The following is a 14135-nucleotide window of genomic DNA, read 5'->3' as shown; positions in this document are numbered from 1 at the left end:
CCAGCCGCGGTGACGCAAGCTCCCGTCGAGCGGACCGCCCCCACCGAGCCCACGGCGCAGCAGACCACCCCTCAGACGGTCGAGGCACCGGCACCGGCAGCGACCAGGGCACCCGAGCCCGTCGCACCGACCACCGAGCCCACCCAGGAGCCCGTCACCACGCCGACCAGGCAGGCGCCGTCGACCCCGCCGCCGGTGACCTCGGTGACCAAGAGCCCCACCACCGAGAGCCCCACCACCGAGAGCCCCGCCACCCAGAGCCCCACCAGCCAGGGCCCGGCCAGTCAGAGCCCGGCCAGCCAGAGTCCCACTGCTCAGAGCCCCACCAGCCAGAGCCCGGCCAGCCCGAGCAGCACCGCGCCGAGCAGCGAGAGGCTCGCGCCGAGCAGTGGCAGTACGCCGTCCTCGGCCAGCCCGTCGTCGAGCACCGCGGCATCGACGGGTTCGGCAGCGTCGAGCACGGCGCCCTCGGCGTCCTCCTCGTCGTCGGCGGCGTCCTCCTCGGAGACGTCGACGAGCGCGGAGACGTCGACTTCGAGCACCGAGGGCAGCACCTCGGCGAGCACGAGCACCACGACGACCGGATCGAGCACGCAACGGGTGCTCGCGAAGATCGCGCCGGAGACCCTGCAGGCGCCCGACACCGATGTCCAGATCGCCAAGACCGCGCAGGTCGTCGAGGCCAAGCCGGTCGAGGCCCCCAAGGAGGAGATCCTCGACGTCGCCCGCATCGTCGACCTGCCCAATCGCGAGCGCAATCCGTTCGACGCGCGCAACGACGGCCGCAACGACGACAGAGTGCAACTGGCCGGCGGGTGGGACCGCAACGTGCGGCAGTGGCGCCCGGACTGGGTGGACTACGACGAGTACTACCGCCCGGTGCTGAGCAACCCGTACCGCGATCCCGTGCGGATCGTGTACGTCTACGACAATGCACCCCGGGTGGCGTTCATCCCGCCGCTGGGCCGCATCGTCCTGGAGGTCGCGCAGTACGCCGCGTACAGCTTCACCGCGGTGGTCACCAACGCCGTCAACCAGGCGGTCAACGTCGCGGTCGGCAGCTTCTTCGGCGGCGGGTTCTTCCCGGGTGTCGGGTTGCCGCTGCCGCCGCCTCCGCCGCCGCTGGTGAACTTCGCCAACGTGCCGGTGCAGGTGCGCTACCCGAACGCCACCTACCAGCCCTTCCGGGTGAACAAGATCGTCGACGTCGGCCCCGACCGTCAGTACGGCGAGCAGAAGGTGCTGCTGGACGGCGTGACGCCCGCCTGGGGCGAGTGGAAGCAGACCCCGTCGGGCGAGCGCAGCTTCGAGGTGCACAAGACCCAGCAGTTCCCCGGCCTCGACGATCCGCAGCCGGGACCGCTGCCCGGTGACTACCAGCTGACCCTGGCCTCGGACGAGTCGCCGTCGGGCATGAACAAGCGCGACGTCTACCTGATCGCGGTCGCGGTGGCGTGCGGTGCGCTAAGCATCGGCGCGGTGATCCTGGCCGTGCTGATGGGCCGCAGGCGGCGCCCCCAGCACTAGTCGCGTCACGCGATTGCACCCAGGGTCGCGGATCGTCGTCATCCACAGCCCTGGGTGCAATCTCGGTGCTGGCGGGCGAATTCGTCGGGGTGGCCGGTCATCATCCAGCCATGGTGGAGGTCTTCGTCGGCAGCGAGGCCTTGGCGCGCGGCGGCCTGACCCGCGGTCGATTGAGGTGGAACTACACCCAAATCCTGCCCGATGTCTACGTGCCGAAGCACGCGGATCCGACGCTGCGGACCCGCACCGTCGGTGCCTGGCTGTGGTCGGGTCGGCGGTTCGTCATCGCCGGGCGCGCGGCAGCGGCACTGCACGGCGCGGCCTGGGTCGACGCCACGACCCCGATCGAACTCATCGGGCGCTGCGCTCGTCCGCCGAGCGGGGTCGTCGTGCGCAACGAACGCATCGACGCCGACGAGATCGTCGACATCGGCGGGATACTCGCGACGAGCGTGCCGCGCACCGCTTTGGATCTGGGCCGCCACCTGGTCCGCGACGAAGCCGTGCGGAATCTCGATGCGCTGGCCCACGCGACCGGCGTGCACGCCGCGGACGCACTTTCCCTGGCGAGTCGACGTCCTGGAGCTAGGGGACTTCGGCGCGCCGCACGAGCTCTGCACCTCATGGACGCCGGCGGACAGTCACCGAAGGAGACGTGGTTGCGGCTGCTGCTCATCGACGCCGGCTTCCCGCGCCCACGAACACAGATCCGGCTCAGCCACGACGGCTTCGCGGCTTTCATCGACATGGGCTGGGACGACGCGATGATCGGCGTGGACTACGACGGTGAGCGGCACCTGACCGACCGCCGGCGCTATGTCCACGACATCGGTCGAAACGAGTTCATCGCACGCCGTGGCTGGCTGAACCTCCACGTGGTGGCCGAGCACTCGCGGGCATTCATCGTGCACCGGGTGAGGGAGGCGTTCACCGGCCGCGGCTGGACGCCGAGATTGCAGTCAGGGTCGTGATCTCGGTTGGTCGACGACCCTCAGTGCAATCTCGGCGTTGGTTCTAAGGGGTGACGGGCCAGTCCCAGACCGACATGTCGCCGCGCGGGTAGTTCATGCAGACGTCGGTGGCCTTGGCCACGACGCCCTTGTTGTTGAAGAACAACTTGGCCCAGTTGCCCCAGTGGGTGGCCACGTTCTCGTAGTAGACGTTGGTGGCGGTGTCCTCGGAATACTGCCGGCGGGCGACGGGGTCCAGGGAGAAGAACCAGTGGATGCGGTCCTCGGCCTGCTGCTGGACGTCGGCGGGGCGGTTGCTGCGGTCGATCATGTAGCGCTCGAAGTACACCGGGCTGGTGTCGCGGGCGGCGGCCATGTACTGCTCGGTGTCACAGGTCGTGACGATCATCCGGTGCGGGATCGGGAAGTCATCGGTGGCGTCGGCCGCCGCCGGACCAGCCAACGCCGTTGCGGCAACGCCACATACGGCTACCGCCAGACCGCCACGCGCTGCCATGCTGCGCAAGTTCTTCATCATGTCGTGCCTCCTCAGGCGGTTGGAGCCGGTTCGGTTTGCTTCGGTGGATTCGGCCATGGGGCGGGCAGCGGTCGCTGACGCACGTGCGTCGGCCACCAGAACCACTTGCCGAGCATCGCCGCGATGGCGGGGGTCATGAACGAGCGCACCACCAGGGTGTCGAAGAGCAGACCCATGCCGATCGTGGTGCCAACCTGGCCGATGATGGTCAAGCTGCTCACCGCCATCGACATCATGGTGAAGGCGAACACCAGTCCGGCCGACGTCACCACCGAGCCGGTACCACCCATGGATCTGATGATGCCCGTGTTGAGACCGGCGTGTATCTCTTCCTTGAATCGCGACACCAGCAGCAGGTTGTAGTCCGCGCCGACCGCCAACAGGATGATGACCGACATGGCCAGCACCATCCAGTGCAGTTCGGCCCCCAGGAAGTGCTGCCAGATGAGCACCGACAACCCGAATGAGGCGCCGAGCGACAGCACCACCGTGCCCACGATCACCGCCGAGGCCACGACGGCCCTAGTGATGAGCAGCATGATGATGAAGATCAGAGCCAGCGAGGCGATCCCCGCGATCAGCAGGTCATACATGTTGCCGTCGGCCATGTCCTTGAACGTCGCCGCGGTGCCCGCGAGGTAGATCTTCGACCCCTCCAGCGGCGTGCCCTTGATGGCTTCCTTGGCGGCCTGCTTGATCGCCTCGATGTGTGCGATGCCCTCCTGGGTCATCGGATCGCCCTCGTGGCTGATGATGAACCGCACCGAGTGCCCGTCGGGCGAGATGAAGTTCTTCATGCCCTTCTTGAACTCGGTGTTGTCGAAGATCTCCGGCGGCAGGTAGAACGAGTCGTCGTTCTTCGACGCGTCGAACGCCTCACCCATGGCGGACGAGTTCTCCTGCATGGCGGCCATCTGGTCCGACATGCCCTTCTGGGTCTGATACATCGTCAGCATCATGGTCTTCATCGACTTCATGGTGGCGAGCATCGGCGGGATCGACGCCATCAGCTGCGGCATCAACCGGTCGAGCTGGTCCATGTTCACGACGAGTCCGCCCAGCTGATCGCTCAGCGCGTCGATGCCGTCCAGGGTGTCGAAGACCGATCGCGTGGCCCAGCACAGCGGGATGTCGTAGCAGTGCGGTTCCCAGTAGAGATACGCGCGGATGGGGCGGAAGAAGTCGTCGAAGTTGGCGATGTTGTCGCGCAGCTCGTTGGTGGTCGCCACCATGTCCTTGGTCTTGCCGACCAGATCGTGGGTGACGGCGTTGAGCTGCTGCATCAGCGAGTACATGTGCTCGAGGTTCTCGATCATGCCCTGCATCTCGTCGGCCTGCTTGAGCATGCTGGCGAACGTGTCCTGCTGATACTTGAGGTTCATCTGCTGCGTGGTGCCCTGCATGCTGATCTGGAACGGGATCGAGGTGTGCTCGATCGGCGTGCCCAGCGGCCGGGTGATGGTCTGCACGCGGCCGATGCCGGGGGTCTTGAAGACGGCCTTGGCGATCTTGTCGATCACCAGGAAGTCCGCCGAGTTGCGCAGATCGTGATCGCTTTCGATCATCAACAGCTCGGGGTTCATCCTGGCCTGCGAGAAGTGCCGGTCCGCGGCGGCGTAGCCCTCGTTGGCGGGCAGGGTCTGCGGCAGATAGTTCCGGTCGTTGTAGTTCGTCCGGTATCCCGGCAGGGTCAGCAGGCCGACCAGGGCCAGGGCGATCGACGCCACCAGGATCGGTCCCGGCCAGCGGACTACCAGCGCGCCGATCTTGCGCCAACCGCGGGTGCGCAGCGCCCGCTTGGGTTCGAGCAGTCCGAAACGGCTGGCGACGGTGACCACGGCCGGCCCCAGCGTGAGGGCGCAGACCACGACGATGACCATGCCGATGGCCAGCGGTACGCCGAGGGTCTGAAAGTAGGGGAGTCGGGTGAAGTGCAGGCAGAACGTCGCACCCGCGATGGTCAGACCGGAGCCGAGCACGACGTGCGCGGTGCCGTTGAACATCGTGTAGTAGGCGTCCTCCCTCTGCTCGCCCAGACTTCGTGCCTCCTGATATCGGCCGATCAGGAAGATGGCGTAGTCGGTGGCCGCGGCGATCGCCAGCGTCACCAAGAGGTTGGTGGCGAAGGTCGAGAGACCGATGATGTCGTGATAGCCGAGGAACGCGACGATGCCGCGGGCGGCCGCGAGCTCGAGTACCACCATCACCAGCACGATCAGCACGGTGACGAGGGAGCGGTAGACCAGCAGCAGCATCACGATGATGACGGTGAACGTCACCATCTCGATCAGCTCCATGCTGTCGTTGCCGGCGACCTGCTGATCGGCGGCCAGGGCCGCGGGGCCGGTGACGTAGGCCTTGACGCCGGCCGGCGGCTTGAGGTCGGCGACGACCTTCTCCACCGCCTTGACCGACTCGTTGGCCAGCGCCTCACCCTGGTTGCCCGCCAGGTACACCTGGACGTACATGGCCTTGCCGTCGTTGCTTTGGGAACCCGCGGCGGTGAGCGGATCACTCCACATGTCCTGGACGTGCTCGACGTGCTTGGTGTCGGCCTCGAGCCTGCGCACCATCTCGTCGTAGAAGTCGTGTGCGTCCTGGCCGAGCTTGTCCTGTCCCTCCAGCACGATCATCGCCGAGCTGTTGGACTTGAACTCCTTGAAGGTGTCGCCGATGTGCTGCATGGCGATCACCGATGGCGCGTCGTTGGGGCTCATCGACACCGAACGCAGCTCGCCGACCTTCTCCAGCTGCGGAACGATGGTGTTGCCGATCGCGATGATGACGATCCACGCCAGGATCACCGGCAGCGCCAGGGTCCTGATCAGCCGCGGGATGCGGTGCCGAGTCGGATCGACCGCGGGCCCCGACGTCGGGATGGCGTCGGTGGTGGGCTCCTCGTGAGTGCCGTCGTGGGGCGAGCTCATGCGTTCTTCACCAGGCAGAAGGTCTGGGCGGAGACGCCGGTCGTCGTCTTCTCGTCCTTGACCACGTCGTCGACGGTGATGCGGCACGAGATGGAGTCCCCGTCACCCTGGGCGACGATGTTGGGCAGCACCGACGGCGCCGTCGTCTTGAGCGTCAGTGACCAGGGCAGCGTGGCACCGTCGACCCGCACGGGCTTGGAGTCCAGGTCGAGGTAGTTGATGTCGGCGTAGCTGCCGTTGCCGAAGATCTCGTACTTGACGACCTTGGGGTTGAAGGGCTCGGCGTCGTCGGCGAAGTTCTTCGGCGTGACCAGGATGGGATTCATGCCGAAGAAGGTGCGCACGCGGTGCACCGTGAAACCAGCGATCACCACGACGATGACGATGACGATCGGCAACCACGCTCTTCGCAAAACCTTGGTCATAACCCCTGCCCGCGCCGATTACCTGAGATTGAAGTGAGAGATTAGCCTATATAACTGTATTGTGGACAACTGCGACGACCCGTCTACCCGGCCGATCGGCGTGACGTCCGGCACATACACCCCTCGTCGTGATTTGGTCGAATCGGATCACGCACTGCCGCAATGCAATTGAACTGGAGATAGGATCCCGCCATGAAGGGTTTCACGCGGACCGGAATCGCTGCTGCCATCGTCGCCCTCTCGCTGGCTGCGGCCGCGACGGCGCCGGCGAATGCCGACCCAGACACCGACTTCGCCAACGAACTCCACGTCTACGGCATCTACGGCCCGAAGGACTACAACGCCTGGATCGGCAAGATCGAGTGCAAGCGTCTGCGCACCGGGTTGGACGCGAACGCGACCGAGGCCGCGGTGTTCCTCAAGACGAACCTTCCCAGGGGCACGTCCGAGCAGTCGATCTACCAGTTCCTCTCCGCGGGCATCAACTACTACTGCCCCGATCAGCGCCCCGTGGTGGATAGCCTCGCCGGGCGGCCCCAGGTCTCGCCGGCGCCCGTGGGTGCGCCGCTCCCGGCCGAACAGGGCTGACATACGACAGCCGGGCGTCCAGTGGACGCCCGGCTGTCGCGGCAAGAGCGGGGTTTGGCGGTCGCTGGGCCTAGCCGCCTCCGGTGTTGATGTTCGACGACAGGGTCAGGAACTGACCGTTCTTCCAGATCCCCCATCGTCCGCCCCACATGGAGGTCCACACCACGGGCTCGCCGTCCCAGAACTCGGCGGTCTTGCGCGGCGCGTTGGGCGGCGGGATCTCGCCCTGTGCCGGCGGCGGGGGAGGCGGATCGGCCAGCGCGGCAGTGGTGCCGAGGCCGAGCGCGGCGGCGGACAGGCCGGCCGCCACCGCAACGGCGGACAGCGTGGTCTTGATCAAGGTCATCGGGACGACTCCAGCGTTGGCGAAGGTGAATGCTTAGCAGGCATAACCACATTACTCGATCGCCAACGCCATGTCAGACCTCGACGTGCACCGGGCCGACGTTCCAGATGTCGTCGCAGTACTCGGCGATGGCGCGATCGGACGAGAACTTGCCGCTGCGTGCGGTGTTCAGGATCGACATCCGCGACCACGCGTCGCGATCCTGCCACGCCGCGGCCACCCGGTCCTGGCAGTCGACGTAGGACGCGTAGTCGGCCATGACGAGGAACGGGTCGTCGTGCAGCAGGTTGTCCACCAGCGGGCGGAACACCTCGGTGTCACCGTGGGAGAACTGGCCGGATGAGATGAGGCCGAGAACGGCCTTGAGTTCCTCGTTGCCTTCGATGTAGTCCGACGGGTGGTAACCGTCGCGCTTGACCTGTTCCACCTCGGTCTCGGTCAGACCGAACAGGAAGAAGTTCTCCGGCCCAGCCTCCTCGCGGATCTCGACGTTCGCGCCGTCGAGTGTGCCGATGGTCAGCGCGCCGTTGAGCATGAACTTCATGTTGCCGGTGCCCGAGGCCTCCTTTCCGGCGGTCGAGATCTGTTCGGACAGATTGGCCGCGGGATAGATCAGGTGGGCGTTCTGGACGTTGAAGTTCGGCACGAAGACGACCTTCATCAACCGGTTCACGTCGGGATCGCCGTTGATCGTCTCGCCGACCGCGTTGATCAGCTTGATGATGCGCTTGGCCATGAAGTAGCCAGGCGCGGCCTTGCCGCCGAAGACGTAGGCGCGCGGCGCGAGATCGGCAGTCGGATCCGTCTTCAGCCGGAAGTACTGCCGGATGATGTGCAGCACGGACAGGTGCTGACGCTTGTACTCGTGGATGCGCTTGACCTGGATGTCGAACATCCAGGTCGGGTCCAACTGCACGCCCGTCGTCGTCAGCAGGAAGTCGGACAATCGGGACTTGTTGGCGCGCTTGACGTCTCGCCACTGCTGCCGGAAGGCGGGATCGTCGACATAGGCTTCCAGCCCACGCAACCGGTCGAGGTCGGTGAGCCAGCCATCGCCGATCGTGCTGTCGAGCAACTCGCGCAGGCCGGGGTTGGACAGCGCAAGGAACCGGCGCGGCGTCACGCCGTTGGTCTTGTTGGAGAACCGCTCCGGCCACAGCTCGTAGAAGTCCTTGAGCACGCTGGCCTTCAGCAGGTCCGAGTGCAGGGCCGCCACGCCGTTGATCGCGTGGCTGCCGACGGTGGCGAGGTAGGCCATCCGGACGGTCTGGCCGCCATCCTCGCCAATCAGCGACATCCGGCGCACCCGATCGACGTCGCCGGGGAACTTGGCCCGCACCTCGTCGAGGAAGCGTCTGTTGATCTCGTAGATGATCTCCAGGTGCCGCGGCAGCGACTCGCCGAACAGGCTCAGCGACCACTTCTCCAGGGCCTCGGGAAGCAGGGTGTGGTTGGTGTAGCCGAACGTCGCCACCGTGATGTTCCAGGCTTCGTCCCAGTCCAGCCGGCGCTCGTCGACGAGGATGCGCATCAGCTCGGCCACGCCGATCGATGGATGGGTGTCGTTGAGCTGCAACGCGAATCGCTGCGGCAGCTCGTGCAGGGAGACGTCGGCGAGGTCGTCCATGATGTGCACGACGTGTTGCAGCGAGCACGACACGAAGAAGTACTGCTGCAGCAGGCGCAGGCGCTTTCCCGCCTCCGGCTCGTCGTTGGGGTAGAGCACCTTGGTGACGGTCTCGGAGGTCACCTCCGATTCGACGGCCCTGTAGTAGTCACCGGTGTTGAACGCATCCAGCGCGAAGGACTCGACGGCGCGGGCGCTCCAGAGTGTCAGCACGTTGCACGTGTGCACGCCGTACCCCTGGATCGGGGTGTCGTAGGCGACGCCCTTGATGACCTGCTTGGGCACCCAGCGGATGCGATCGAGGCCGGAGTCGTCGATGTAGTGCTCGGTGTGACCACCCCAGTTGACGAGGTAGTTGACGTCGGGCTTGGCGATCTCCCAGGGGTTTCCGTTCGCCAACCAGTTGTCGGTCAGCTCGACCTGCCAGCCGTCGGAGAAGTCCTGCCTGAAGATGCCGAACTCGTAGCGGATGCCATAGCCGATCGCCGGCCGCTCGAGGGTGGCCAGCGAGTCGAGGTAGCACGCCGCCAGGCGGCCGAGCCCGCCGTTGCCCAGACCCGGTTCTTGTTCGCAGGCCAGCACCTCGTCGTAGTCCTGTCCGAGGTCGGCCAGCGCCGTGCGCGCCGCATCCTCGATCTGCAGGTTGAGCAGGTTGTTGCCCAGCTGCGGGCCCATCAGGAATTCGGCCGACAGGTAGCAGGTCACCTTGCTGCGCAGGTCGAGCGAGGTCTGCGTGGACGCGACCCGGTTGTCCTGCATGCGGTCGCGCACCGCCAGCGCGAGCGCCCGGTAGTAGTGGTCGGGACGCAACGCGGCGGCAGGTCGCCCGATGGAGTAGCGCAGGTGGTCGGCGATCGCCTCTCGAAGATCGGCGGCGTCCAATCCGGAGCGGAGGTGGGAGGCTTCTGCTGCCGCTGAGGGCACGAGGTCGGTCACCGCGCGATTGTGGCAGCTAGCCGTGCACGGCGCACTCGCAGCGGCCGTCGCCGCGGTGAACGCCCGACCACGGGTGCGTGACGGCGCCGCTACCCGGCTCCCTTGCCGTTGTCGACGCGGTACACCGCACCGTGAATGGCCGCCGCGTCGTCGCTGGCCAGGAAGGCGATCGCCTTGGCGACGTCGGCGGTCTCCATGAACCCGCGGGGCGCGGCGATTCGCATGATCAGATCCCAATCCGCGTCCTGGGGCGCCTGGAACTCGGTGGTCTGGGCCGTCGGCATACCACCGGGGCACACCACGTTCACCCGCAGCTGGGACTTGGTGAATTCCACGGCCAGCGCCTTGGTGAGCCCCACCAGGCCGTGCTTGGCTGCGCAATAACCCGCCGAGTACACCTCGCCCTCCACCCCGGCGATGGACGACACGTTGACGATGTTGCCGCCGGCCTCCAGCAGGTGCGGCAGCGCGGCCCGGCACAGGTAGAACGGCCCATTGAGATTGACGGCCAGGTCGCGCGCCCAATCCTCGTCGGACGTCGTCGCGGTGTGGCGCATCTGGTGAAAGCCCGCGACGTTGACCAGGACGTCGAGCCGGCCGAACGCGGCGATGCAGTCGGCGACGGCCTGCCGGCATGCGGCGGGCGTGGTGACGTCGACCGAGGCGAACGTCGCCCGCGGTACGTCGGCGAACACCTCGGCCATCCGGTCACCGTCACGGGCGATGCCGAACACCGAGGCGCCGCGCTCGGCGAATAGTCGTGCCGTGGCGGCGCCCAGACCCGCCGACGCCCCCGTGATCAACGCAACCTTGCCGTCCAGTGCACCCATCGTCGAACCTTCTCACGACGCAGTTCGCCAGCGCGGGCAAAGCCGTCACGCCACCCCGCCGGCGCTGCGATACTCGTCGGCATGACGCTCGCCCGGATGCTCGCCGTCGCCACCGTCCTCGTCGGCGCCACCCTCGGGTTCGCCGTCCCGGCCAGCGCAGACCAGGTGATGCAGGGCGTGTACTCCTACGACCAGGGCGACATCCACGCCGAGTGGACCATCTACCCCAGCTGCGTCCCCACCGTCGGCGACCTGCGGGACAACCTAGAGCTGCCGGTGGCGTGCCGGCTGCACGTCGCTCCGACGCCCTCGACCCAGGTGGCTGGCGGCGACGCCCGCCTCACCGGCGGGGTGTGGGAGTTCCAGAACCGGATCCTGGACGGCATCATCTGCGCGGACGGCAGCCGGGCCCTGGTGCTGGAGACCTACCAGTTCGACGACCTGACGATGACTGGCACGCGCACGGTGTCCAACAGCAACGTCTGTGGCAATCAGGTGCCCGCGAAGCTGGCCAAGTATCCGTTCACGCTGAAGTTCGAACACGAGCTCCCCATCCCGGTCGACCAATATCCGCTGTACTGCGAGCCCGGTGGCCTGAAGCGCTGCTTCTGACATGGCCAAACGAATCGTGGTGTGGGGCACCGGTTTCGTCGGTCGGATGGTGATCGCCGAGATCGTCGGCCACCCGGGCTTCGACCTCGTCGGCGTCGGCGTGAGCAATCTCGAGAAGGTGGGCCGCGACGTCGGGGAGATCTGCGGGCTCGGTGCGCCGATCGGGCTGACCGCGACCGACGACGTCGAGGCGCTCATCGCGCTGGCGCCCGACGCGGTGGTGCACTACGGCCCGACCGCCGCGCACGCCGAGGACAACGTCACGCTCATCACCCGCTTCCTGCGGGCGGGCATCGACGTCTGCTCCACTTCGATGACGCCGTGGGTCTGGCCCGCGATGCACCTCAACCCACCGAACTGGATCCAGCCGGTCACCGAGGCGTGCGAGGTGGGCGGGTCGTCGTGCTTCACCACCGGCATCGACCCCGGGTTCGCCAACGACCTCTTCCCGATGACGCTGATGGGGCTGTGCTCGCAGATCCGCATGGTGCGTGCGTCGGAGCTGCTCGACTACACCAACTACGAAGGTGACTACGAGCAGGAGATGGGCATCGGCATGCCGCCGGAGCACCGGCCCCTGCTACAGACCCCCGAGATCCTCGTCTTCGCCTGGGGTGCAACGGTTCCCATGATCGCGCATGCGGCGGGCATCGAACTCGACGAGATCACCACGACCTGGGACACGTGGGTGACCGACCACGAGATCGAGACCGCCAAGGGGGTGATCCAGCCCGGCAACGTCGCAGCCGTGCGCTTCACCATCAACGGGGTCTACCGCGGCGCGACCCGGATCCAGCTCGAGCACGTCAACCGCGTCGGCGAGGGGTCGGCCCCGGACTGGCCGACGGGCACCCAGAACGACGTCTACCGGGTCGACATCGAGGGCACCCCGAGCATCTTTCAGGAGACCGCCTTCCGGTTCACCGACGGTTCGGGGCGCGACGCCGCGGCCGCGGGCTGTCTGGCCACCGGCCTGCGGGCGCTCAACGCCGTGCCGGCCGTCAACGCCCTGCCGCCGGGGTGGGTGACCCCACTGGATCTACCGCTGATTGCTGGGCAGGGCACAATTCGATGACGTGGCTGACGGAATAGGACTCTCGATCGGCGCCACCGCTTTGCGGGCGGTGGCGATCGGACGGGCCGCGGTGACGCGCTCACCGGTGCTGACGCGCTATCCGCACCGGCCCGCGGAGGTCGGTCTGCCCAGTGAGAACCCCAATGTGGGCGAGCCGGGGCTGGTCATCACCGACTTCGTGGATCGCGTCGGCGACCCCGTGCCGATCGTCGCCTCCGACGGTTCCTCACACCGCCCCGAAGCGCTCGTCACCGAGGCGCTGACCTCGCTGCTGTTCGCGCTGACCGGAGGCCGGCCCCCAGCCGAGCCGGTCGGCGTGACCTACCCCGCGCACTGGCGACCCGCTGCGGTGGACGCGCTGCGGCGTGCGCTGGCCGGCCGACCCGAACTCGCCGGCTCGCTCACCCCGGACGCCGCGGCGGCGCTGACCGCACTGCGGGATGATCCCGGATTGCCGACGCGGGGACTCGTCGCGCTCTGCGACGTCGGCGGGACGGGGTCAGGCATCACGCTGGCCGATGCCGCCAACGGGTTCCAGCCGATCGGTCCTAGCGTCAGGTACCCGGATTTCTCCGGTGACCTCGTCGACCAGGCGCTGCTCACCCGGGTGGTCGCCGACCTGACCGCCTCGGGTGCGGTCGACCTGTCGAGTACGTCGGCGATCGGCAACCTCAGCCGGTTGCGGGGTCAGTGCCGCGGTGCCAAGGAACGGCTCTCCACCTCGGCCGTCACGTCGTTGACCGTCGACCTGCCCGGACGTCGCACCGAGGTGCGGCTCACCCGTACCGAGCTCGACGACGCGGTCCGCGAACCGCTCGGTGGCTTCGTCGATGCGCTGCACGACGTCGTCCGGCGCAGCGGGGCCCGCCCCGGAGACCTCGCCGCGGTGGCGCTGGTCGGTGGCAGCGCGCACCTTCCGATCCTCGTGACGACGCTGTCCGAGCGGCTGCGGGTCCCGGTCGTCACCTCGCCTCGACCGGAGCTGGCGGCGGCCATCGGCGGTGGCCTGACGGCGGTGCGCGGGGTGGTGCCCGAGGGCGCGACGGCGATGGCACCGGTGCCCGTCCCCGTGCCTCCGGTCGATCCGGGAGCGCCGCAATCGTCGACCTTCCGTGCCTTGGCGTGGTCCGACGCGGACGACATCCCCGAACCAGCGCCTGCGGAGTTCGTGACACCCGAGGAGGCCTACGAGCCCGACGAGCGCTTTGAGCCCCGGCCCCGGCTCGCGTTCACCGAACCAGAGGGCCCCGATGCCGTCGCCGCCGCCGCACCGCCGTGGTACCGCCGCCCGCTGGGAATGGCGCTCATCGGTGTGCTCGCGCTGCTGGTGCTGATCGCCGCGGCCGTCTACTACCTGATGCGCGACGACTCGGCGACCTCGCCCGCGCCGTCGACCCCCTCGACCTCCTCGACCTCCCCGGCAGCGCCGGTCAACTCGGAGGCGCCACCGCCGAGCACCGAGGCACCCGCGCCGGAGCGGACCGTCTACGAGCAGGCGCCGCCACAGACGGTCACCCAGGCGCCGCCGTCCGAGGCGCCGCCCCCCGCAGCGCCGCCGCCCACCACGACCGAGGCACCGCCCACCACCACGGAGGCGCCGCCCACCACGACGGCCGCGCCCTCGACGGTGACGGTGACCGAGTCGCCGTCCAGCTCGACCCAGCAGCCGTTGATCCCGTCGCTGCCGTACCAGACCATTCCCGGTCTGCCGTTCGTTCCCGCGCCCATCCAACCCGCGTCGCCCTAGGAGGCAC

Annotated in this window: 14 protein-coding genes; 6 read left to right on the top strand and 8 right to left on the bottom strand. The window is 67.7% G+C overall.

What is annotated here, in order from left to right:
* Positions 1–71: 71 nt before the first annotated feature.
* Positions 72–254 carry a hypothetical protein gene (locus SBI80_RS16145; protein WP_318975821.1) on the bottom strand — a complete coding sequence of 61 codons (183 nt, stop codon included), beginning with the start codon at positions 252–254 and terminating at the stop codon, positions 72–74.
* 60 nt (positions 255–314) lie between these two features.
* A complete protein-coding gene (locus tag SBI80_RS16140; protein ID WP_318975820.1) occupies positions 315–593 on the bottom strand; it encodes a hypothetical protein in 279 nt (92 codons plus the stop codon).
* 7 nt (positions 594–600) lie between these two features.
* Here SBI80_RS16140 and SBI80_RS16135 point away from each other — a divergent pair, with 7 nt between their 5' ends.
* Positions 601–1527, top strand: coding sequence for a hypothetical protein (locus SBI80_RS16135; RefSeq protein WP_318975819.1), 927 nt, complete (start codon positions 601–603; stop codon positions 1525–1527).
* Between the two features lie 110 nt (positions 1528–1637).
* Positions 1638–2498, top strand: coding sequence for a putative endonuclease domain-containing protein (locus SBI80_RS16130; protein WP_318975818.1), 861 nt, complete (start codon positions 1638–1640; stop codon positions 2496–2498).
* Between the two features lie 43 nt (positions 2499–2541).
* Here the strand turns inward: SBI80_RS16130 and SBI80_RS16125 are convergent, their stop codons facing one another.
* From SBI80_RS16125 to SBI80_RS16115, 3 genes are read right to left on the bottom strand one after another with little or no spacing between them, the layout of a single operon-like run.
* Positions 2542–2994 (bottom strand): DUF5078 domain-containing protein, encoded by a 453-nt coding sequence (locus SBI80_RS16125; protein ID WP_318976226.1) that lies wholly within the window; start codon positions 2992–2994, stop codon positions 2542–2544.
* Between the two features lie 32 nt (positions 2995–3026).
* Complete coding sequence (locus SBI80_RS16120; protein ID WP_318975817.1) at positions 3027–5942, bottom strand: MMPL/RND family transporter; 2916 nt, start codon at positions 5940–5942, stop codon at positions 3027–3029.
* Positions 5939–6367 (bottom strand): MmpS family transport accessory protein, encoded by a 429-nt coding sequence (locus SBI80_RS16115; protein WP_318975816.1) that lies wholly within the window; start codon positions 6365–6367, stop codon positions 5939–5941. The genes SBI80_RS16120 and SBI80_RS16115 overlap by 4 nt, the downstream gene beginning before the upstream one ends.
* A gap of 192 nt (positions 6368–6559) precedes the next feature.
* On the opposite strand from SBI80_RS16115, the gene SBI80_RS16110 reads away from it, so the two are divergent.
* Positions 6560–6955 (top strand): DUF732 domain-containing protein, encoded by a 396-nt coding sequence (locus SBI80_RS16110; RefSeq protein ID WP_318975815.1) that lies wholly within the window; start codon positions 6560–6562, stop codon positions 6953–6955.
* A 70-nt stretch (positions 6956–7025) separates the two neighbouring features.
* On the opposite strand, the gene SBI80_RS16105 is transcribed toward SBI80_RS16110, so the two are convergent.
* The 3 genes from SBI80_RS16105 to SBI80_RS16095 all read right to left on the bottom strand — a co-directional run bounded on the left by SBI80_RS16105 (position 7026) and on the right by SBI80_RS16095 (position 10694).
* The gene (locus SBI80_RS16105; protein WP_318975814.1) at positions 7026–7301 is read right to left on the bottom strand and encodes a hypothetical protein; all 276 of its coding nucleotides are present in this window, start codon (positions 7299–7301) and stop codon (positions 7026–7028) included.
* A 73-nt stretch (positions 7302–7374) separates the two neighbouring features.
* Positions 7375–9864, bottom strand: a complete 2490-nt coding sequence (locus SBI80_RS16100) for a glycogen/starch/alpha-glucan phosphorylase (protein ID WP_318975813.1) — start codon at positions 9862–9864, stop codon at positions 7375–7377.
* 89 nt (positions 9865–9953) lie between these two features.
* Entirely contained in the window at positions 9954–10694 is a 741-nt protein-coding gene (locus SBI80_RS16095; RefSeq protein WP_318975812.1) for an SDR family NAD(P)-dependent oxidoreductase, read from the bottom strand.
* Positions 10695–10775: 81 nt separating this feature from the next.
* Between SBI80_RS16095 and SBI80_RS16090 the strand changes: the two genes are divergently transcribed.
* From SBI80_RS16090 to SBI80_RS16080, 3 genes are read left to right on the top strand one after another with little or no spacing between them, the layout of a single operon-like run.
* Positions 10776–11306 (top strand): hypothetical protein, encoded by a 531-nt coding sequence (locus SBI80_RS16090; protein ID WP_318975811.1) that lies wholly within the window; start codon positions 10776–10778, stop codon positions 11304–11306.
* Position 11307: 1 nt separating this feature from the next.
* On the top strand, positions 11308–12381 hold the full coding sequence (locus tag SBI80_RS16085; RefSeq protein ID WP_318975810.1) for an NAD(P)H-dependent amine dehydrogenase family protein: 1074 nt from the start codon (positions 11308–11310) through the stop codon (positions 12379–12381).
* 1 nt (position 12382) lies between these two features.
* Entirely contained in the window at positions 12383–14128 is a 1746-nt protein-coding gene (locus tag SBI80_RS16080) for an Hsp70 family protein (RefSeq protein ID WP_318975809.1), read from the top strand.
* Positions 14129–14135: the final 7 nt, after the last annotated feature.

Origin of the sequence: Mycolicibacterium sichuanense (assembly GCF_033741125.1) — a bacterium.
GTDB lineage: Bacteria > Actinomycetota > Actinomycetes > Mycobacteriales > Mycobacteriaceae > Mycobacterium.
The sequence above is the reverse complement of the archived record's forward strand: the minus strand, read 5'-3'. Positions and strand labels throughout refer to the sequence as shown.

Excerpts from the sequence above, each read along its gene's own strand:
- SBI80_RS16130 (WP_318975818.1), top strand. The coding sequence starts at position 1,638 with ATGGTGGAGGTCTTCGTCGGCAGCGAGGCCTTGGCGCGCGGCGGCCTG.
- SBI80_RS16125 (WP_318976226.1), bottom strand. The coding sequence starts at position 2,994 with ATGGCAGCGCGTGGCGGTCTGGCGGTAGCCGTATGTGGCGTTGCCGCA.
- SBI80_RS16120 (WP_318975817.1), bottom strand. The coding sequence starts at position 5,942 with ATGAGCTCGCCCCACGACGGCACTCACGAGGAGCCCACCACCGACGCC.
- SBI80_RS16115 (WP_318975816.1), bottom strand. The coding sequence starts at position 6,367 with ATGACCAAGGTTTTGCGAAGAGCGTGGTTGCCGATCGTCATCGTCATC.
- SBI80_RS16110 (WP_318975815.1), top strand. The coding sequence starts at position 6,560 with ATGAAGGGTTTCACGCGGACCGGAATCGCTGCTGCCATCGTCGCCCTC.
- SBI80_RS16105 (WP_318975814.1), bottom strand. The coding sequence starts at position 7,301 with ATGACCTTGATCAAGACCACGCTGTCCGCCGTTGCGGTGGCGGCCGGC.
- SBI80_RS16095 (WP_318975812.1), bottom strand. The coding sequence starts at position 10,694 with ATGGGTGCACTGGACGGCAAGGTTGCGTTGATCACGGGGGCGTCGGCG.
- SBI80_RS16090 (WP_318975811.1), top strand. The coding sequence starts at position 10,776 with ATGACGCTCGCCCGGATGCTCGCCGTCGCCACCGTCCTCGTCGGCGCC.
- SBI80_RS16085 (WP_318975810.1), top strand. The coding sequence starts at position 11,308 with ATGGCCAAACGAATCGTGGTGTGGGGCACCGGTTTCGTCGGTCGGATG.